This window comes from Pseudoxanthomonas indica (assembly GCF_900167565.1).
GTDB classification, from domain to species: domain Bacteria; phylum Pseudomonadota; class Gammaproteobacteria; order Xanthomonadales; family Xanthomonadaceae; genus Pseudoxanthomonas_A; species Pseudoxanthomonas_A indica.
In genome coordinates this window covers 1000254-1020731 of sequence record NZ_FUZV01000001.1, presented here as the reverse complement: position 1 = coordinate 1020731, position 20478 = coordinate 1000254, and the positions used below count along the sequence as shown (strand labels likewise).

Sequence of the window (20478 nt, the reverse complement as noted above, 5' to 3'; positions counted from 1 at the left end):
TGAGCCCGCCAAAGCGGGCTCCCCTGTTCAGGCAAGCGCGCGTCCCCGGATCAGATCGCTGGCACGCTCTGCCAGCATCATCGTCGGTGCATTGGTGTTGCCGCCGATGAGATTGGGCATCACCGAAGCGTCGACAACGCGCAGCCCTGCGACACCACGCACGCGCAATTGCGGGTCGACCACCGCCGCTTCGTCGTTGCCCATCCGGCAGGTGCCGATGGGGTGGTAGATAGTCTCGGCCTTGGCCCGCACGAAGTCGGCCAGTTCGGCATCGGACAGATTGTGGCGGCAGGGGAAGATCGGTTCGCCGCGAACATGATCGAACGCCGGCTGGGACAGCACATCGCGCGCCACCTTGGCTGCCTGCACCATCATGCGCAGATCAAAGCCCTCGGCATCGCTCAGGTAATTCGCCTCGATGCGCAGTGGCTGGCGCGGGTCGGCGTTGGCCAACTGCAACTGGCCACGACTGCGCGGGCGCAGGAAGCACGCATGCACCGTATAACCGTCACCCTTGAGGCGACGACGACCGTGATCATCCAGCATGGCCGGGACAAAGTGCAGCTGCAGATCAGCGCGATCATCGGTGGCCAGCGGCGAACGGATGAAGGCGCCGGCTTCGGCGATGTTGCTGCTGCCAGGACCGCGATGTCCGCGCAGGAAGTACTGGTAGGCCGCGCCGATCTCGCTGGCGCGATCGTAGGTGATGCGCTGGGTGGCATGTTGCAGCGTGCAGACGTCGAGGTGGTCCTGCAGGTTCTGTCCGACCTGTGGCAGGTCCATCACCACGCCCACGCCATGCTGGCGCAGGTGATCGGCCGGGCCAATGCCCGACAGCATCAGCAACTGCGGCGAATTGATCGCGCCGCCGCTGAGCAGCACCTCCTGGTCCGCGTGCGCGTGAACTTCCTGGCCGCGATGGGCATAGGAGACGCCGATTGCGCGGCCTTGTTCGATGATGATGTGGCGAACCAGTGCGCCGGTGACCACCTTCAGGTTGGGGCGTTGCCGCGCCGGTTGCAGATAGGCCACGGCCGCGGAACAGCGTGCACCGTCCTTCTGAGTGACCTGGTAGTAGCCAAAACCCTGCTGCTCCGGTCCGTTGAAATCGTCGTTGTGGAGGTAGCCCGCTTGCAAGCCGGCCTGGATGAAGGCGTCGGACAGGGGATTGGTGTAGCGCAGATCAGCGACGAACAGCGGACCGGCATCGCCATGCAGGTCGCTTGCGCCGCGCTGATTGCGCTCGGAGCGCTTGAAGTAAGGCAGTACCTGCTTCCAGTTCCAGCCCTCGGCGCCTTCTGCAGCCCAGGCGTCGTAGTCGGCTGGCAGGCCGCGCACATAGCACATCGCGTTGATCGAGCTCGAACCGCCCAGCACCTTGCCGCGCGGCCACCACAGGCGCCGGTTGTTGAGCTGGGGCTCGGGCGCCGTGTCGTAGTTCCAGTTGACCGAAGTGTTGCCGACCAGTTTGGCCAGGCCGGCGGGCATGTGGATGAAGGGATGCCAGTCGCGCGGGCCCGCTTCCAGCAGCAACACGCGGCAGTGGGGGTCTTCACTGAGCCGGTTGGCCAGGACACAGCCGGCCGAGCCAGCACCGATGATTATGAAGTCGAACACAAACGTACCTGTTGCCGGAAGCGCCCGACCGTAGCGACCGTGCTTAGAGCATATGCTCTGCGTTGCAGGCCGTATGTGCGCGCTGACCGCTAGTCCTGCTGGAAACGGCGGGCTGGCGGGCTGATATAGGGGTAGCGATGTTGCAGTGCATCGGATACCTTGCGCGCGTAATGGAGCCCGCCATGTCGTTCAAATCACCGACCCACCGGAGCCGTGCATGAGCCAGATGGAAGGGGCGCGTGGGCGCGCGGGTCGATTGCAGGCCGCCCTGGGTGAGTCACCGCCGCTGATCTGGGCTTTTGTTTATTTCTTCTGCCTGCTGAGCGGTTACTACGTGCTGCGGCCGGTGCGCGAGGCGATGGGCGCCTCGGCGGATGTGCAGCAAGTGTTTCCGCCGGCGATGATCGCCTTCTTCGCGCGCCACGGCGTGGCCGTCGGTGAACTGACGCTGCAGATCCTTTTTACCTGCACCTTCCTGATCATGCTGGTGCTGCAACCGGTCTACGGCGCGCTGGTGAGTCGTTTCCCCCGCCGTGTGTTCCTGCCGGTGGTGTATGGCTTCTTCATCGCCACCTTGCTGGTGTTCTACGTGGTGTTCGACAGCGGTCTGCCAGGGCGCGGCATGGCGTTCTTCCTGTGGATTACGGTGTTCAACCTGTTTGCCGTGGCCGTGTTCTGGAGCTTCATGGCCGACGTCTTCAGTAACGCCGAGGCGCGCAAGTACTACGGCTACATCGGTGCGGCGGGAACGGTGGGCGCCTTTCTGGGGCCGTTCCTCACCCGTACTCTGGTGGGCAGCGTGGGCATCGCCAATCTGATGCTGGTCTCGGCTGTATTCCTGTCGGTCTGCGTGATCTGCCTGTTGCGTCTGCGCCTTTGGGCGGTGCGCCGCGAGCAGGAGCGCAAGCTGGTCAGCGGTGAGCTGCCGATGGGCGGCGAAGTGCTGGCGGGATTGAAGTTGATCGTCCGTGAGCCGTTGCTGCGTTGGCTGGCGGTGATGGTGGTCTTTGGCGTTGGCGTGGGAACGTTGTTGTACAACGAGCAGGCGGCCATCGTGCGGCGCGCCTTCACCGACCCGGCGGCGGCTACCGCGTACTACGCCACCCTGGATCTGGCCGTCAACGCGCTGACGTTGGTGGTGCAGTTGAGCCTGACGCGTTTGCTGATGTCGCGCTTTGGCATTGCGCCGGCCCTGCTGATCCCTGGCTTCGCCATCATCGTGGGCTTCTCGATCCTGGCGGCATCACCCTTGCCGATGCTGGTGGCGGTCGTGCAGGTGGTGACCCGCGCCAGCGAGTTCTCCCTGGCCAAGCCCGCGCGCGAGACCATTTACACCCGCGTGGGGCGCGAGTGGCGTTACAAAGCCGGCGCGGCCATCGACACGGTGGTCTATCGCGGTGGCGACCTGAGTTTCGTCTGGCTGCACAAACTGTTGTCGGCCTTCGGCTCGCAGGCGGTGTTCGCCTTCGGCCTGCTGGTGGCCGGCGGCATGACGTTCGGCGCCTGGCGCCTGCTGCGCGAGGAAGCGCGGTTGCCGTCCGAGCGTGCCAGCGCCAATCCGGCCGGGACGCACGCCGCCGCCTCGTGACGCCCCGCCACCTGCTCATTCTGGAGATACCGCCGCCATGCTGATCGCCGTTTGCCTGACCGTGCTGGTCGCCTTGCTGCACGTGTACTTCCTGGTCCTGGAAATGTTCCTGTGGACCCGCCCGCTGGGCCTCAAGACGTTCCGCAACTCGCCCGACAAGGCGGCTGCCACGCGCGTACTGGCGGCCAACCAAGGCTTGTACAACGGCTTCCTGGCCGCGGGCCTGTTATGGGGCCTGGCGACGTCGCAGTGGAACGTGGTGGTGTTCTTCCTGCTTTGCGTCGTGATTGCCGGCGCTTACGGCGCGTGGAGCGTCAACAAGCGGATCTTCTTCGTGCAGAGCGTCCCCGCGGTTGCCGCCCTGGCGGCGATCCTGGTGGGCTGATCGGTAGGCGCCGCTGCGGCGGGCGGGCGCCGCGCGTCCTCAGCGCTTGCCCTTGGGCGATACCCACATGGCAATGCGGGCACGGAACACCGGCTCGCCCAGTTCGTTGTTGATCACCACATCCATGGGCAGCTCGTAGCCTTCTTCGGCGGCCCGCGGAGCAAATGCCGGTGTCGCCACCGCATGCATCGTGCCGGTGGCTTTTTTCAGGTACTCGACCGTCATGCCCTTGGGTATCCAGCGCATGGAGGCGGGAAGGCTCACATCGGTGGTCAGCCCGCCGATGAACTCGGCCAGGTTGCACAGCGCGATCGCATGCACCGTGCCGATATGGTTGGTCAGCTTGCGGCGATGGCGGAGGCTGGCTTCGCCGCGATTGGGTTCAAGCAACCGGATGCGCGGCGAAATGCTGGCGAAGTAGGGCGCCTTCCAGCAGATCAGGCGTGCAAACAGCCAGCGGCCGAGTGGCTTGGAGGCCAGTCCACGGTACAGGGCGAGTACGTCGGTGCTCATGGGACTTCCCTTGTGAAGACGGCGAGCCTGAGCTCGCCGTCGCCGGTGTTGCTTGCGTGATCAGGCGGCGGCGCGTGAGCCGTCGCTAGCTTGCGGGCGGTCGTAGTAGCTGGCCGCGCGCAATTCGTGGGCGTCGAAGTCGTCCACAGTGATCGTGTCCAGGGTAATCGCGCGCAGCTCTTCCAGCAGCTTGCGCTCTTCGGCGGTGATCCAGCTTTCGGCCACGGCTTCGTCGAGCTGGCTGGTGAAATCCAGCGCCTCGATGCCCTTGGTCTTGAGTGCCTTGAGGAACTTGCGCTCGACCGGTTCGGCCAGCACGGCCTTGGCTAGGTAGCTGTCGATGCGGCCACCAGGATTGTTTTCACACGGCGTGGTGAACACGCCGCTGGCCAGGCGATCGCGCGCTTCGTTCGGCGTCATCAGCAAGGCGGCAGCGCGGTGGCCGAGGCGGTCGCCCGGGGCATGGGCGCGGCGACCCAGCGGGAAGATCAGCGCCCACATCAACCAGCCAATCGGACGGATCGGGAAGTTGCGCAGGGCGGCCGACAAGGCCAGTTCCATCTGATGGACGCTGTCGTGCACGGCCCACGCCAGCAACGTGCGATCCGCGGCGGGCGCGCCTTCGTCGTGGTAGCGCTTGAGCACGGCGCTGGTCATGTACAGGTGGCTCAGCACATCACCCAGGCGCCCGGACAGCGATTCCTTGAACTTGAGCTTGCCGCCCAGGGTGAGCATGGAGATGTCGGCCATCAGCGCCAGGTTGGCCGAGTAGCGATCCATCTTGCGGAAGAAGCGGCGGGTGTAGTCATCGCCGGGCGCGGCGCCGATGCGCGACGAGGTCAGGCCGAACCAGAACGAGCGCACCGCGTTGGAGATGGCATAGCCGATGTGGCCGAACAGGTTGCGATCGAATTCGTTGATGCCGGCGGCCACGTCGGGGTTCTGCGCGGCCTTCATTTCCTTCAGCACCCACGGGTGGCAGAGGATCGCACCCTGGCCGAAGATCAGCAGGCTGCGGGTCATGATGTTGGCGCCTTCCACCGTGATGGCGATGGGCGAGGCCTGCCAGGCGCGGCCGACGAAGTTGCGCGGCCCCAGGATGATGCCCTTGCCACCGACTACATCCATCACGTCCTTGACCACGTCGCGGCTCATGCTGGTGCAGTGGTACTTGGCGATGGCCGAAGGCACGGCCGGCTTTTCGCCGCGATCCACGGCCGCGGCCGTGGCCTGCGACAGCGCGCTGATCGCGTAGGCCTTGCCGGCGATGCGGGCCAATGCTTCTTCGACGCCTTCGAAGCGGCCGACCGACAGGCCGAACTGCTTGCGGATGCGCGCATAGGCGCCGGTGACCACAGCGCCCATCTTGGCGCCGCCGCTGGCGGTGGAGGGCAGGGTGATCGAGCGGCCAATCGACAGGCACTCGCTGAGCATGCGCCAGCCTTCGCCGATGCCTTTCTCCTCGCCGATGATCTGCGACAGCGGCAGGAACACTTCATGCCCGCGCACCGGTCCATTCTGGAACGGCGAGTTGAGCGGGAAATGGCGACGACCGACTTCCACGCCGGGCGTTTCGCGCGGCATCAACGCCAGGGTGATGCCCAGGTCACGGGTGTCGCCCAGCAAACCATTCGGGTCGTACATGCGGAAAGCCAGGCCGATGATGCTCGCCACCGGCGCCAGCGTGATGTAGCGCTTGTCGAAGGTCAGCTTGATGCCGACCACCTTGGCGCCGTCCCAGTCGCCTTCGCAGACGATGCCGTAGTCGGGAATCGAGGTGGCATCGGAACCGGCAAACGGACCGGTCAATCCAAAGCAGGGCACTTCGCGGCCATCGGCCAGACGCGGCAGGTAATGATCCTTCTGCGCTTCGGTGCCGTAATGCATCAGCAGTTCGCCCGGGCCGAGCGAATTGGGCACGCCGACGGTGGAGCTGACCACGCTGGAGACCGAAGCAAGCTTCTGGATCACCTTGTGGTGCGCCAGCGCCGAGAAACCCAGGCCGCCGTACTCCTTCGGAATGATCATGCCGAAGAACTTGTTCTTCTTGATGAAGTCCCACATCGCCGGCGGCAGATCTGCGTGGATGTGGGTGATTTCCCAGTCGTTGGTCATGCGACAGAGTTCTTCCACCGGGCCATCGAGGAACGCCTGCTCCTCGGCGGTCAGTTCCGGCTTCGGCTGCGAGAGCAGCGCATTCCAATCCGGATCACCGGAAAACAACTCGCCCTCGAAACCCACCGAGCCCGACTCCAGCGCGATGCGCTCGGTCTGCGACAGCGGCGGCAGGATCTTGCGGTAGAAGGTCAGCAGCGGCGCGGTGATCAGCGGCTTGCGGATGGCCGGAATCAGCAGCGGCAATGCAATCAGCGCCACGATGACGGCGGCGATGATCGTGGCCGTGGGATTGGCGCCCAGCAGCCAGCACGCCACCAGCAGGGTGGCCGTGATCGCGGCCCAGTAGGCCAGGCGCAACCTGTGGTAGGCGGCGAATGCGCCCACCAGCAGGAAGGCGAGGAAAGGGGCGAGGATGCTCATGGGCTAGCTCCGGTTGCGGTTCCGCCGAGGGCGGAGGTTTCGATGGGGTCAGGCGAGGTGGCAATGCTGTCCGACCGCAGCTCGGCAAGGTATTCGAGCACGGTGGCGGTAAAGGTGTCGTTGTCGTCGCCAGCAACCATATGCGTGGCCTGCGGCAGATGTACGTGGCGGGCGTGCGGCGCCAGCGTGCGGAATTCCTCGACGGTTTCGGCGCTGACCAGATCGCTGCGACCGCCGCTGATCAACAGCAGGGGGCAGCGTACGCGGCGGGCCGCTTCGGCGATGTCGTCCTGGTGCCGGGCGCTGTCGCGCGCGAGTTCGTCAATCAGGCGCGGATCCCAGTGCCAACGCCAGCGGCCATCTTCGCCACAGCGCAGAAGTTCGCGCAGTTCTTCCGGAGATTTGCGTGAGCGGCGATGCGGGAGGTAGGCGGCAATGGTGTCGCTGGCGTGCTCCAGGGATTCAAAGCCGTGTGGAAACGCGGTCATGAAACCGAGGATGCGCTGCAGGCCGGCCGCTTCCCAGCGTGGGGTGATGTCGACCAGCACCATCGCCTGGAACAGGCCCGGCCAGCGCGCCTCGGCGATCAAGCCGAACAGGCCGCCCATCGAAGCGCCAATCAGCACCGGCGCCTGCGCCTGGTCGCCGGCGACGATGATCAGGTCATCGGCGAACTGCTCACCGGCATAGGGGCGAGCCGGATCGTTGCGCTGCGAGTCGCCATGGCCGCGGGCGTCGTAGGACAAACCGCCATAGCCGGCCTTGGCCAGGCTGGCGCCCGTGCGGGCCCAGGCATGTCGGGTCTGACCAAAGCCATGCGCATAGACGAGTGCGGAGTGGGATTGCAGCGAGGCGGGGGCCCGATAGCGGCTTGCCGCCAATTGCACGCCGCCTTCGCCCGCCAGGCGCAGGCTGTCGCTGGCGGCGGTAGAGGATGAACTGGCAGACAGTGTGACCATACGGCCTAGTATGGGAGTTGGCGTTTAGAGTAGTCAATCGGCCCCGTGGCGTTCTTGCGATCCCGCAAGCGTTTGATTCCCCGCAATTTGTGGTGCGATGCAGCAAACGTACCGCAACAAACCTCGGCGTATGGTTAAATGCGAGCCATGACCACATCCAGCCCCGATCCCGCCGCTTCCACTCCATCGCGCAGCACGCGCCTGAGCGCCGACGATTGGGCGCAGGCCGCACTGGATTTGATCGCGGAACAAGGCGTCTCCGCGGTCGCGGTAGAACCATTGGCCCGCCGATTGGGCGTGACCAAAGGAAGTTTTTATTGGCACTTCCCGTCGCGCGATGCCTTGCTGCAGGCCGCGCTGGAGCGCTGGGAATCAGTGGAGCAGGAAAGCGTGTTCGGCAGTCTGGAAGCGGTGCCGGATCCGCGCGAGCGCCTGCGCGCGCTGTTCGAACTGGTCGGCCATGAAGTCAAGCCGCATATCATTTACAGCGAACTATTGAAGGCCCTGGATCACCCTGCGGTGCAGCCGGTGATCGATCGTGTCTCGCAACGTCGCCTGGAGTATCTGGTGGCCTCGTTCCGCCAGGCGGGCCTGGTGCGCCAGGATGCGATTCACCGCGCCCGCCTCACCTACGCTGCCTACGTGGGCTTTCTGCAGCTGTCGCTGCAGCTGCAACAGCCACGCATGACCCACGACGAGTTTGAAGCGTATCTGGAGCATGTGATCTCCACGCTCATCCCGACGAGCTGAAGCAGCGCGTTTTGTTTTCCGCGTACCCCGATGCCGCCACGGCTGCGGCCGGTGGCCCGTGGGCGCCTGTCGGCGGCTGCGCTCGTCGCCCAGGTAGAGCCCGCCAGCCCCTCCTCCCTTGCCCCCGAAATGACCTGAGCATGGCTCGCCCGGCGTTCTTCTCGTCAGCGGGACAGGACATTGGTATCATTTTGGTCTCTTCTGAGAGGGTCGGGCATGAACGCAGCGGTCGATGTTTTCAAAGGAAACGATGTAGCCGGCAAGGAGGCCGCGGGCAGCCGGCTGGAAAGCCTGAATGCCTGGGTGGCCCAGGTGGTGGCATTGACCCAACCCGATCAGGTGCACTGGTGCGACGGTAGCGAGAGCGAGCACGCCAATCTGGTGGCCGCCATGCAGGCCGACGGCACGCTGCTGCCGCTCAACCGCGAAACCCATCCGCATAGTTGGCTGCACCGTTCGCATCCCGGGGACGTGGCGCGGGTGGAGCATTTGACCTTCGTCTGCACGCCCGACCGCGACGAAGCTGGTCCGAACAACCATTGGATGGATCCCGTCGCCGCCCACGCGAAGATGGACGCGCTGTTCGCCGGCTGCATGCGCGGACGCACCTTGTACGTGGTGCCTTACTGCATGGGCCCCATCGATTCGCCGTTGGCGCGTTGTGGCGTCGAGATCACCGACTCCCCCTACGTGGTGGTCAACATGCGGCTGATGACCCGCATGGGCGCGCCGGCGCTGGCGCGGATCGAACGCGAAGGCCTGGATCGCGCCGTGCGCGGACAAGCGGGCGACACCTATGTCAAAGGTCTGCACTCGACCGGCGACCTGGATCCCGAACGTCGCTTCATCATGCATTTCCCGCATGAGCTGACCATCAAAAGTTTCGGCTCCGGTTACGGCGGCAACGCACTGCTGGGCAAGAAGTGCCACGCGCTGCGGATTGCTTCGCATCAGGCGCGTCAGGAAGGTTGGCTGGCCGAACACATGCTGATCGTCGGCATCGAGAATCCTCACGGCCAGACCCATTACATCGCGGCAGCGTTTCCCTCCGCCTGCGGCAAGACCAATCTGGCCATGCTGATTCCGCCCGAAGGCTATCGCCAAGCGGGCTGGAAGGTGTGGACGGTAGGCGATGACATCTGCTGGATGCGCCGGGGCCAGGATGGACGCTTGTACGCGATCAATCCCGAGGCGGGCTTCTTTGGCGTCGCACCGGGAACGTCCGACAGCTCCAATCCCAACGCACTGGCCACGATCAGCCATCACACCATCTTTACCAACGTGGCGGTGACCGACGATCAGGAACCCTGGTGGGAAGGGCTGGACGGGCGTACGCCGGCGCTGGACTGGCAAGGGCGACCGTATTCGCCGGAGCAGGGCCCGGCCGCACATCCCAATTCGCGCTTCACCGTTTCGGCACGCCAATGCCCCAGTTACTCGGCGCGTGCGGAAGACCCGCAGGGCGTGCCGATTTCGGCGATTGTCTTCGGTGGGCGTCGCGCGTCACTGGTGCCGCTGGTGATGCAGGCGCGCGACTGGACGCATGGCGTGCTGATGGGTGCGGCGATGGGCTCGGAAACCACGGCAGCGGCTACCGGCGCCGTCGGCGTCATGCGCCGCGACCCGATGGCGATGAAACCGTTCTGCGGATACAACTTCGCCGACTACTTCGCCCACTGGTTGTCGTTCGACACGGCCGATGCGCGCCTGCCCGAAGTCTTCCACGTCAACTGGTTCCGCAAGGATGCCGACGGCAAATTCCTGTGGCCGGGATTCGGCGAGAACCTGCGCGTCTTGCAGTGGATGCTGGCCCGGGTCGAGGGCAGGGCGCGGGCCACCGAAACACCGGTGGGTTGGCTGCCAACGGCGGACGACCTGGAACTCGAAGGGGCGGGAGTGAGCGCCGCTGCCATGGCCGAGTTGTTGCAGTTCGACCCTGAGGGGTGGCGCGAGGAAGTCGAGGCCCTGGGCGCTTATCTGGATGAGTTTGGCGAGCGCATGCCGCCGACCCTCAAGGCCGAACAACAGCGCATCTTGCGGGCCCTTTCTGAATAGGCGAAAGCGGCTCCAACTCACGAAATTGTGTAATCTGATTTCGCACAATTGAGCTAAGTGCTTGTTCTGATTAGAGTGAGAACACTTTCACAGTAGTAAAATTTGCGTTACTCTCCTGGTTAAGCGGTAACTCACATTACTGCGCACCCTGGCCCGGCCCTCAAAAGTCGGGCCGTTTTCAACCTGAGAGAGAGACCAAATGGGTTCCAACTATTTGTCGAAAGGCATCAAGCGCACGGCCCTGAGCCTGGCCCTTGGCGCATGCTTCGTGGGCGGCGTCAGCGCGCAGTCCAACTCTGCTGGCGCGATCAACGGCACTGCCGGCGCAGGCGACACCATCACCATCGTCAGCCCGGACACCGGCTTCACCCGCACCATCAGTGCATCGGCCGATGGCAGCTACCGCTTCTCGGCCCTGCCGACCGGCAAGTACAAGGTGACCCGCAATGGCGCCGATGGCACCAGCAGCAGCCGTGACATCGTCGTTTCGGTCGGCACCGCCGCCAACGTCGACTTCGTCCGCGCCGCTGCCGACGGCAGTGCAAACACGCTGGATGCCGTCACGGTCGTGGGCACCAACGCCATCAACCCGATCGACGTATCGTCGGTGGAATCCACCACGATCCTGACGGCCGAGCAGATCGCCAAGATTCCGGTGCCGCGTGACATCACCGGCGTGGCCTTGCTGGCTCCGGGCACCATCAAGGGTGACGCTGCGTTTGGCAACCTGGCTTCTTTCGGCGGTTCGTCCGTTTCGGAAAACCAGTACTACGTCAACGGCTTCAACATCACCAACACCTTCAAGAACCTCAACTTCGCGCAGATCCCGTTCGAGGCGATCGCCGAGCAGCAGATCAAGACGGGTGGTTACGGTGCCGAGTTTGGTCGCTCCACCGGTGGCGTGATCAACCTGATTACCAAGCGCGGTAGCAATGATTTCCATGCAGGCGGCAACATTTTCTGGGAGCCGGAATCTCTCAAGGAAACCACCCCGAACCTGGTCTACAACAATGGTCGCCTGGTCTCGGACAATTCCAAGGACAACGGCTGGGCCGCCACCGCTTCGGTGTGGGCTTCCGGCGCGCTGATCAAGGACAAGCTGTTCGGCTACGCCTTGCTGCAGTACGGCAAGACCGATGACGCCGGCTATCCGGGTTCGCTCAGCGGTGGCAAGAACACCCAGTCGGAGCAGAAGTCGCCGTCGTGGTTGGTGAAGTTGGATTGGAACATCAACGACAACAACCTGCTGGAACTGACTGCTTTCTCGGACAAGCGCAAGACCGACACCGCGTACTACTACACCAATTTTGCTGAGAACTCGGTGAAGCCGGAGCGTGGCACCTATGTCGGCACCCTGCACGAAGAAGACGGTGGCGAGAACTACGCGCTCAAGTACACCGGCTACCTGACCGACAGCTTCACCCTGACCGCGCTGGCGGGTCACGGCGAATTCTCGCGTTCCAACCATGCCATTCAGGCCGACGGTTCGCGCATTTCGTACGACGGCAACCTCAACAGCGTTGTGGGCGGCTGTCCGATCGTTCGCGACCAGCGTCCGTCGGATCGCCGCGACGCCACCGGCATCTACTCCGGTTGCGATTTCGCCACCTCGCTCAATCGTGCCGATGCCAAGGACACCCGCGACCAGTTCCGCATCGACGCCGAATGGCTGTTGGGTAGCCACGTCGTCAAGTTCGGCTACGACCTGGACGATTTCGAAACCGTCGATGGCACCGCCTACTCCGGCAACTACTACTATCAGTACCTGTACCACGCCACGGCCGCCCAGGACTACGTCCGCCGCATCAACATCCGCCAGGGTGCCGAGGTGAAGGTCGAGCAGCGTGCGTTCTACGTTGAAGACACCTGGAACATCACCGACAACTTCCTCGTCTACGGTGGCCTGCGCTGGGACAGCTTCGAGAACAAGAACGGTGCCGGCGAGACTTACGTCAAGATCGACAACCAGTTCGCACCGCGCCTGGGCTTTTCGTGGGACGTGAACGGCGACTCGTCGTTCAAGATCTTCGGTAACGCCGGCCGTTACGCGCTGCCGTTGACTGCCAACGTCGCTGTGCGTGGCGCCTCGGCTTCGCTGTACGAGTTCCAGGACTTCACCTTCACTGGCGTCGATCCGGTCACCGGCGCTCCGCTGGGCACGGCGCCTTGCGAACTGCGCAACTGCTACACCGAGCCGTTCTACGCCAACGGTGAATACGGTGGTGCCAAGAACCCCAACTCGATCGCTTCGACCAACCTGAAGCCGATGTACCAGGATGAGTACATCCTTGGCTTCCAGGCCCAGTTGACCGATCACCTGTCGGCCGGTGTCCGCGGTATCTATCGCGAACTGAAGCGCGCCATCGATGACACCTGCGACTATCGTCCGATCGTCGACTGGGCCGTCAACAACGGCTTCACCGAAGACGACGTGTTCGGTGGTCTGGGCAATCCGTCGTTCCCGTACTGCCGCCTGTACAACCCGGGCAGCGACGGCGTCTGGAACATCGACGTCAATGGCGACGGCACCATCGAAAACGTCCGCATCGCCGCCGGCGAGCTGGGCCCGAAGGCCAAGCGTACCTACAGCGCGCTGGAATTCTTCTGGGAAGGCGCCTGGGACAAGTTCTTCCTGCAGGGTTCGTACACCTACGGCAAGAGCAAGGGCAACACCGAAGGTGGCGTGAAGTCCGACATCGGCCAGGGCGACACCGGCACGACCCAGGACTTCGACTATCCGGAACTGGCCATCGGCTCGTTCGGCTACCTGCCCAACGATCGTCGCCACACGTTGAAGATGTTCGGCAACTGGGACATCACCGATGAGTGGTCGGTCGGCGGCAACCTGCTGGTGCAGTCGGGCCGTCCGCTGAACTGCTTCGGCGTGTATGGTGAAGATCCGGTCCACTACCGCAACTCGTACTTCTCGTGCGACCTGGGTGATCCGAACGGCGTGGACAACGGCTCGACCGTGGTTCCGCGTGGCACGGCCGGCCGTATGGCCTGGACCACCACCTTCGACATGAACGTGGCTTACCGTCCGTCGTTCGCTGAAGGCCTGACCTTCAAGGTGGACGTGTTCAACCTGTTCAACTCCGACAAGCCGACTTCGGTCGACGAAGAAGGCGAGAACAGCGTGGGCAACCCGTCGGTCCGCAACGAGACCTACCTGACTCCGCTGTACTGGCAGGCTCCGCGCACCGTCCGCTTCATGGTGCAGTACGACTTCTAAGCAACACCGAAGTCGAGCAAGTCAAGACGGCCGCCCCTCGGGGCGGCCGTTTTCTTTGGTTTATGCTGTCGGCCCACCCAGGGGTAAGTGAATGCAGAACGACGAAATCAGTGCGCTGGTGGCACAGGGCCGCCAGGCCATTGGCGAGCGCCGCTTCGATGAGGCCCGCCAGATTTACCGCGACATGCTGGCCAAGGACCCGAGCCAATGCCGCGCGTGGCTGGCGCTGTCGGCGATTGCGCAACAGGAGGGCAAGCTGCGCGAAACCGTGGAGACGGCGCGTTCGGCGGCCGAGACATGGCGCAACAGCGACTCCAACGCCTTCCTGGCGGAGGTATGCATGCGCCTGCTGATGCTGGGCGAATACCAGACCGTCCGTGACCTGATCCTCGGCGCGGACTGGAACGATCCGGTGGTGCTGCGTGCCAGCCCCGGTCTGGTGCAGTACCTGGGGCTGGTGGAAGCCCATGACGACGCGCTGCGCCTGGCCGACCATGCGATCGAACGCAGTGCCGGCATGGCGCCTGCCTTGCTGTATGCGCGCGCCACGGCCCTGCGCCACCTGGGCCGCATGGACGAAGCCGCAGACGCCTTCGAGCAGGTGATTGCCGCCAATCCGCTGCATGCCGAAGCCCATTGGGCGCTGGCGCACCATGCGCGCAGTGAACCGGCCGGCGCGCGGGTACCGCGACTGCGCAAGTCGGCCGCGCATGTGTCCGCCGACCACGAAGACGCCATCTATTTTCAGTACGCCCTGTTCAAGGAACTGGACGATGCCGACCGTACCGAAGAGGCCTGGGCAGCACTGGAGCGCGGCGCAGCGCTCAAGCGCAAGCGGCTGAACTACGCGGCCAGCCACGATGACGAGAGTTACCAGCAGTTGCGCACGCTGTGCTCGCGCGAGTTCGTGACCGCGCCGGGAGCGTCACAGGCGCGCGCCCACCACACGCCGGTCTTCATCGTTGGCCTGCCGCGCAGCGGCACCACCGTCATCGAACGCATGCTTGGCAATCATCCACAGGTGCAGTCGGCCGGGGAGCTCAACGATTTCCTGGCGCAGCTGTCCTGGGAAGCCGATCGCTTCATGGGCGAACCCCTACGTCAGCCGGGGCTGGAGGCCGTGCAGGGCATCGACTTCGAGGCGCTGGGACGCGGCTATCTGGAGCGCACGAAGTGGCGCGCCGGTGACGCTCGCCTGCTGGTCGACAAGCTGCCCAACAACCTGTTGCACGCCGGCTTCATCCACCGCGCGCTGCCGGACGCGCGCATCATCTGCGTGCGTCGCAACCCGATGGACAGCTGCTTCTCGACCTTCAAGCACCTGTTCTCGGCGCAGGCCTATCCCTTCAGCTACGACCTGTCGGAAATGGCGGCGCAATACCGCCGTTTCGAAACCCTGGTCGAGCACTGGAGCCGCGTCCTGCCGGATCGCTGGCTGCTGGCGGACTACGAAGACGTAATGCGCGAACCCGAGGGCTGGGCGCGCCATATCGCCGAGTTCTGCGGCATCGAATACGACCCGGCGATGATCCAGATCGAGAGCAATACCGCGCCCGCCGCCACCGCCAGCAGCTCGCAGGTGCGCGAGGGTCTGCACGTACGCAATATCGGCAGCTGGCAGCGCTACGCGCGCTGGGTCGCGAGCATGGGGATGTAAGAAAAAAGGCCGCGGACAGAACCCGCGGCCTTTCTTTATGGCGCTCTGGCGGGAAGGTATCAGGCCAGGCGCTTGGCGATGGTCTCGCGCAGCGACACCAGATCCTTGGCGAAGATCTCGATGCCCGTCGCCAACTTTTCCTTGGCCATCGGATCGGCTTCAATCGCGGCGGCAAAACTCTGGGCATTGATGGGGGCGGTCTGCACCGGCTGTGCGGCGCCCGGGCTGAGCTTGCGCGGCAGCATGCCGCTGTCCTGATCCAGCTTTTCCAGCAGGTCCGGCGAAATCGTCAGGCGATCGCAACCGGCCAGGGCTTCGATCTGTGCGGTGGAGCGGAACGAGGCGCCCATCACCACCGTGGCCGAACCACGGCGCTTGAACTCGTCGTACACGCCACGGACAAACACCACGCCCGGGTCTTCATCGATGCTCGCCGGCACTTGGCCATTGGCCACGTACCAGTCCAGGATGCGGCCCACGAACGGCGAGATCAGGAACGCACCGGCTTCGGCACAGGCAATGGCCTGCGCGCGATTGAAGATCAGGGTGAGATTGCAATCGATGCCCTCGGCCTGCAGCTGGCGCGCGGCCTCGACGCCTTCCCAGGTGGAGGCCACCTTGATCAGGATGCGGTCGCGGGCGATGCCGCGCTCGCCATACATCGCCACGAACTTGTGCGCCTTGGCGACCGTAGCGGCGGTGTCGTAGGCCAGGTCCGCGTCCACCTCGGTGGAAACGCGGCCGGGGATCAGTTCGCTCAACATCGCGCCCACGCCCACGGTGAGGCGATCGGCGACTTCATTGACCAGCGCCTGCGCATCACCGGATTGTCCGCGCGCCCAAGCCAGTTCGCGCTCGATCAACTCGGCATAGACCGGCAGGTCCAGCGCCTTCTTGACCAGCGTCGGATTGGTGGTGCAGTCCACCGGCTTCAGGCGCTTGATTGCCTCGTAGTCGCCGGTATCGGCCACGACGACGGAAAGTTCGCGCAATTGCGCCAGCTTGGATGGGGCGGAAGCGGTCATCAGCTCACTCATGGGGCGGAAGAAATGGGGGTCACAGTATGCCCTGCGGCGGCGGGCAGTTCAGCCGCCGCGGCGAGACGCTCAGTCCGGGCGACGAATTTCGGTGACCCGCAGGCGCAGGTGACGTCCACCGGGGGCGTTCCAGTCGATGGTCTGGCCCAGCGACAGTCCCAGCAGCGCGCTGCCCACCGGCGCCAGCACGGAGACGCGGCCCTGATCGACATCGGATTCGTGCGGATACACCAGGGTCAGGCCATGGCGTTCTCCGGTCAGTTCGTCGACGCAATCGACGAACGAATGCATGGTGACCACGCTGTCCGGGACCTGCTCGGGTGGCAGTACTTCGGCGCGGTTGAGTTCCTCCATCAGCGCTTGGGCGGCCGGTTGATGGCGCTGCGCGGGTGAATCAAGCAAGGCTTCCAGGCGATTGAAATCCACGCTGGAAAGAATCAGCGAAGGCGGCAGGCCGCTGGCGTGTTGTTGGGTCATGGTCCAGTCCTTTTACGTAGAAAGTGGGATTGCAAACAGAAAGAAAACGGGCGCCGCGTTACCGCGCCGCCCGAGCTGGTTTTCCTGTGTGACTACCGTAGCCCGGCTGTCGTCCGCGTTCAAGTCACCGGGGCGTGCCGGGGCTCAGTTGCCTCCGCGCGCGGCACGGCCGTCGGGGACTCAGTACTGGGGTCGAACAACGAGGGCGGAAGTTCGCGAAACACCTGCGCCAGCTGCTGCAGGAATTCGCCCATGGCCGAGCTCTTGCGCCAGGCCATGGCGATCCGGCGACTGGGATGGGAGTCGGTGAAGCCGAGCAGGTGGATGTTTTCCGAGCGCGCCACCGGTGGCTTCACCGCCAGGGTGGGCAGCAGGGTAATGCCGACATTGGCGGCCACCATCTGCCGCAGGGTCTCCAGGCTGGTGGCACGGAATTCGGATTTTTCGTTGGCGCCGGCGAGGCGGCAGACATCCAGCGCCTGTTCGCGCAGGCAATGGCCGTCTTCCAGCAGCAGCAATTGCTGCTCGGACAATTCGCTCAGCGACAGCGCCTGGCGCCGTGCAAGCGGATGCGCTTCGGGCACCGCCAGCAGGAACGGTTCCTCGAACAGGAATTCGGTGTGCAGCTGATCGTCATGCAAGGGCAAGGCAAGAATGCCGGCGTCGAGCTTGCCTTCGCGCAGGCGCGAGAGCAGCACGTCGCTCTTTTCCTCGATCAGCAAAAGTTCCAGTTGCGGAAACCGCTGGCGGATGCGCGGCACCACGTGGGGCAGCAGATACGGGCCCAAGGTGGGAAAGATGCCCAGCCTGACCGTGCCCGCCTCGGGATCCTGGCTGCGGCGGGCGGCTTCCTTCATCTGTTCCACTTCCGCCACGATCCGGCGCGCGCGATCGGCCGCGTCGCGTCCAGCCGGCGTCAGCATCACCTTGCGCGGTGCACGCTCGACCAGCGAAACGCCCAGTTCTTCTTCCAGCTTCTTGATCTGGGTCGAGAGCGTGGGCTGGCTGACAAAGCAGGCCGCCGCCGCATGACCAAAATGCTTGTGGTCGGCCAGCGCCACCAGGTACTTCAAATCGCGCAGGTTCATGTCAGTTCCCCGTGCTGGCTGCGGCAAGTGGCCGGGCGGCGCCTGTCGGGCCGCCCGCCTTCGCAGGGTGGATGGTATGCCAAGCCGCGGCGAGGCGTGGAAACGCCGTTACACCATGGTCAATGGCGCGCCTGCTGGTTCACGCCGACATCGCCTCCTGGACTTCCGCCGGCGCCGAAGTACGAATCAGGTGATCGAACGCGCTCAGTGCGGCCTTGGATCCTTCGCCCATCGCGATCACGATTTGCTTGTAAGGCACCGTGGTGGCATCGCCGGCGGCAAACACGCCCGGTACCGAGGTACGGCCATGGGCGTCGACTTCGATCTCGCCACGCGCCGACAGCGCAACCGTGCCTTTCAACCATTCGGTGTTGGGCAGCAGGCCGATCTGTACGAACACGCCTTCCAGTTCCAGCCGGTGGGTGTCGCCACCGGCACGGTCCTTGTAGACCAGTCCGGTGACCTTGCCGCCATCGCCCAGCACTTCGGTGGTCTGCGCGCTGACGATGATGCGCACGTTCGGCAGGCTGCGCAGCTTGCGCTGCAGGACTTCGTCGGCGCGCAACTGGCTGTCGAATTCGATCAAAGTCACGTGCTTGACGATGCCGGCCAGATCAATCGCCGCTTCCACGCCGGAGTTGCCGCCACCCACCACCGCCACGCGCTTGCCCTTGAACAACGGGCCATCGCAGTGCGGGCAGTAGGCCACGCCCTTGTTGCGGTACTGCTCTTCGCCCGGCACGTTCATCTGCCGCCAGCGCGCGCCGGTGGACAGGATCACCGTCTTGCTCTTGAGCGTGGCGCCGTTGGCCAGCTGCACTTCGATCATGTCCTTGCCGGGCACCAGCTTCTCGGCGCGCTGCAGGTTCATCACATCGACGCTGTAGTCCTTGACGTGTTGTTCCAACGCAGCGGCCAGCTTGGGCCCTTCGGTGTAGGGCACCGAAATGAAATTCTCGATCGCCAGCGTGTCCAGCACCTGACCACCGAAACGTTCAGCCGCCACGCCGGTGCGGATGCCCTTGCGCGCGGCATACACCGCAGCTGCGGCGCCGGCCGGGCCACCGCCGATCACCAATACGTCGAACGCTTCTTTCCTGGCGATCTTGGCGGCTTCACGCGCCGCCGAGTTGGTATCCAGCTTGGCCAGGATTTCCGGAACACCCATGCGGCCGGCACCAAACACTTCGCCGTTGAGGAAGATGTAAGGCACCGACAGCACTTCGCGCGCTTCCACTTCCTGCTGGAACAGGGCGCCATCGATGGCCACGTGCTGGATGCGAGGATTGAGCACGCTCATCAGGTTCAGTGCCTGCACCACGTCCGGGCAGCTCTGGCAGGTCAGCGAAAAATAGGTTTCGAACTTGTAGTCGCCGTCCAGATCGCGGATCTGCTCGATGACGTCCTGGCCCAGCTTGGAAGGATGCCCGCCCACCTGCAGCAGCGCCAGCACCAGCGAAGTGAACTCGTGGCCCATCGGCACGCCGGCAAAGCGCAGGTGGATGTCCTGGCCCGGCGAACCCAAGGCGAACGACGGCTTGCGATGCGCATCGTCGCGGCTCTCGGTCACCCGGATCTGCGGAGAAAGCGCGGCCAGATCGGCCAGCAGCGAACGCATTTCCTGCGAGCTGTCGCTGTCATCCAGCGAAGCTGTGATCTCGATCGGACGGATGACCTTTTCCAGGTAGGCCTGGAGCTGGGTCTTGAGGCTGGCATCCAACATGGGTGACTCCTTGAGTAAAGCGCTAAGGGGATCGGGGGGAGGTGGGCACTGCGGCAGCTACCGATCGCAAGCGAGCGGGCCGTGAGAGTGGGGGGAGGGCGTTTGCAGGAGCGGCCTGGGCCGGGGAGAGAGCCAGGGGGAGAGAACCGGCGCGGCGCAAGCCGCTGATGCAACCGTCCGTCTGCGGGGGAAAGTGCCCGGACGATCGTCCGGGCACCTGTGTTGCGACTGCAGTGAAACGCGCAGCTTGAAACTTAGATCTTGCCGACCAGGTCCAGCGACGGGGCGATAGTCTTGGCGCCTTCCTTCCACTTGGCCGGGCAGACCTGGCCAGGGTTGTTGGCGACGAACTGGGCCGCCTTGAGCTTGCGCAGCGACTCGGACACGTCACGGGCAATGGCGTTGTCATGCACTTCCAGCGTCTTGATCACGCCTTCCGGGTTGACGATGAAGGTGCCGCGCAGGGCCAGGCCTTCTTCTTCGATGTGCACGCCAAAGGCGCGGGTCAACTGGTGGGTCGGGTCGCCGACCAGCGGGAACTGGGCCTTGCCCACCGCCGGGGAGGTTTCGTGCCACACCTTGTGCGAGAAATGCGTGTCGGTGGTGACGATGTAGACCTCGGCGCCGGCCTTCTGGAACTCGGCGTAGTTGTCAGCGGCGTCTTCCACTTCGGTGGGGCAATTGAAGGTGAAGGCGGCCGGCATGAAGATGATCACGGACCACTTGCCCTTGAGGCTGGCATCGCTGACTTCGACGAATTCGCCGGCATGGAACGCCGTGGTCTTGAAGGGCTGGACTTGCGTGTTGATCAGGGACATCAGGTTTCCTCTTTCATTGGGAAGGTGAAGCAACGGAGGCA

At 64.4% G+C, this 20478-nt stretch carries 15 protein-coding genes; 6 read left to right on the top strand and 9 right to left on the bottom strand.

The genetic code is table 11. The features are described 5' to 3' along the window. Positions 1–27: 27 nt before the first annotated feature. Entirely contained in the window at positions 28–1617 is a 1590-nt protein-coding gene (locus B5X78_RS04910) for a GMC family oxidoreductase (protein ID WP_079723330.1), read from the bottom strand. A gap of 217 nt (positions 1618–1834) precedes the next feature. Here B5X78_RS04910 and B5X78_RS04905 point away from each other — a divergent pair, with 217 nt between their 5' ends. Continuing rightward, positions 1835–3205, top strand: a complete 1371-nt coding sequence (locus B5X78_RS04905; RefSeq protein WP_079723329.1) for an NTP/NDP exchange transporter — start codon at positions 1835–1837, stop codon at positions 3203–3205. Between the two features lie 37 nt (positions 3206–3242). Beyond that, entirely contained in the window at positions 3243–3590 is a 348-nt protein-coding gene (locus B5X78_RS04900; protein ID WP_079723328.1) for a DUF1304 domain-containing protein, read from the top strand. 39 nt (positions 3591–3629) lie between these two features. On the opposite strand, the gene B5X78_RS04895 is transcribed toward B5X78_RS04900, so the two are convergent. From B5X78_RS04895 to B5X78_RS04885, 3 genes are read right to left on the bottom strand one after another with little or no spacing between them, the layout of a single operon-like run. Further along, entirely contained in the window at positions 3630–4103 is a 474-nt protein-coding gene (locus B5X78_RS04895; RefSeq protein ID WP_079723327.1) for a hotdog fold domain-containing protein, read from the bottom strand. Between the two features lie 60 nt (positions 4104–4163). Continuing rightward, a complete protein-coding gene (locus tag B5X78_RS04890; RefSeq protein WP_079723326.1) occupies positions 4164–6641 on the bottom strand; it encodes an acyl-CoA dehydrogenase in 2478 nt (825 codons plus the stop codon). Beyond that, complete coding sequence (locus tag B5X78_RS04885) at positions 6638–7600, bottom strand: alpha/beta fold hydrolase (protein ID WP_079723325.1); 963 nt, start codon at positions 7598–7600, stop codon at positions 6638–6640. The genes B5X78_RS04890 and B5X78_RS04885 overlap by 4 nt, the downstream gene beginning before the upstream one ends. 138 nt (positions 7601–7738) lie before the next feature. Here B5X78_RS04885 and B5X78_RS04880 point away from each other — a divergent pair, with 138 nt between their 5' ends. From B5X78_RS04880 to B5X78_RS04865, 4 genes are all read left to right on the top strand, one after another. Then, positions 7739–8350 (top strand): TetR/AcrR family transcriptional regulator, encoded by a 612-nt coding sequence (locus B5X78_RS04880; RefSeq protein WP_079723324.1) that lies wholly within the window; start codon positions 7739–7741, stop codon positions 8348–8350. Positions 8351–8566: 216 nt separating this feature from the next. Beyond that, a complete protein-coding gene (locus tag B5X78_RS04875; RefSeq protein ID WP_079723323.1) occupies positions 8567–10405 on the top strand; it encodes a phosphoenolpyruvate carboxykinase (GTP) in 1839 nt (612 codons plus the stop codon). Between the two features lie 199 nt (positions 10406–10604). Further along, positions 10605–13637, top strand: coding sequence for a TonB-dependent receptor (locus B5X78_RS04870; RefSeq protein WP_079723322.1), 3033 nt, complete (start codon positions 10605–10607; stop codon positions 13635–13637). A gap of 91 nt (positions 13638–13728) precedes the next feature. Next, positions 13729–15294 carry a tetratricopeptide repeat-containing sulfotransferase family protein gene (locus tag B5X78_RS04865; protein ID WP_079723321.1) on the top strand — a complete coding sequence of 522 codons (1566 nt, stop codon included), beginning with the start codon at positions 13729–13731 and terminating at the stop codon, positions 15292–15294. Positions 15295–15353: 59 nt separating this feature from the next. Here B5X78_RS04865 and B5X78_RS04860 read toward each other — a convergent pair whose 3' ends face one another. The 5 genes from B5X78_RS04860 to ahpC all read right to left on the bottom strand — a co-directional run bounded on the left by B5X78_RS04860 (position 15354) and on the right by ahpC (position 20437). Continuing rightward, positions 15354–16319 carry a transaldolase gene (locus B5X78_RS04860; protein WP_079724424.1) on the bottom strand — a complete coding sequence of 322 codons (966 nt, stop codon included), beginning with the start codon at positions 16317–16319 and terminating at the stop codon, positions 15354–15356. 81 nt (positions 16320–16400) lie between these two features. After that, positions 16401–16808 (bottom strand): nucleoside diphosphate kinase regulator, encoded by a 408-nt coding sequence (gene rnk / locus B5X78_RS04855; RefSeq protein ID WP_079723320.1) that lies wholly within the window; start codon positions 16806–16808, stop codon positions 16401–16403. A 119-nt stretch (positions 16809–16927) separates the two neighbouring features. Then, a complete protein-coding gene (oxyR, locus tag B5X78_RS04850) occupies positions 16928–17896 on the bottom strand; it encodes a DNA-binding transcriptional regulator OxyR (protein ID WP_079723319.1) in 969 nt (322 codons plus the stop codon). A gap of 139 nt (positions 17897–18035) precedes the next feature. Further along, positions 18036–19619 (bottom strand): alkyl hydroperoxide reductase subunit F, encoded by a 1584-nt coding sequence (gene ahpF / locus B5X78_RS04845; RefSeq protein ID WP_079723318.1) that lies wholly within the window; start codon positions 19617–19619, stop codon positions 18036–18038. A gap of 254 nt (positions 19620–19873) precedes the next feature. Beyond that, the gene (gene ahpC, locus B5X78_RS04840; protein WP_079723317.1) at positions 19874–20437 is read right to left on the bottom strand and encodes an alkyl hydroperoxide reductase subunit C; all 564 of its coding nucleotides are present in this window, start codon (positions 20435–20437) and stop codon (positions 19874–19876) included. Positions 20438–20478: the final 41 nt, after the last annotated feature.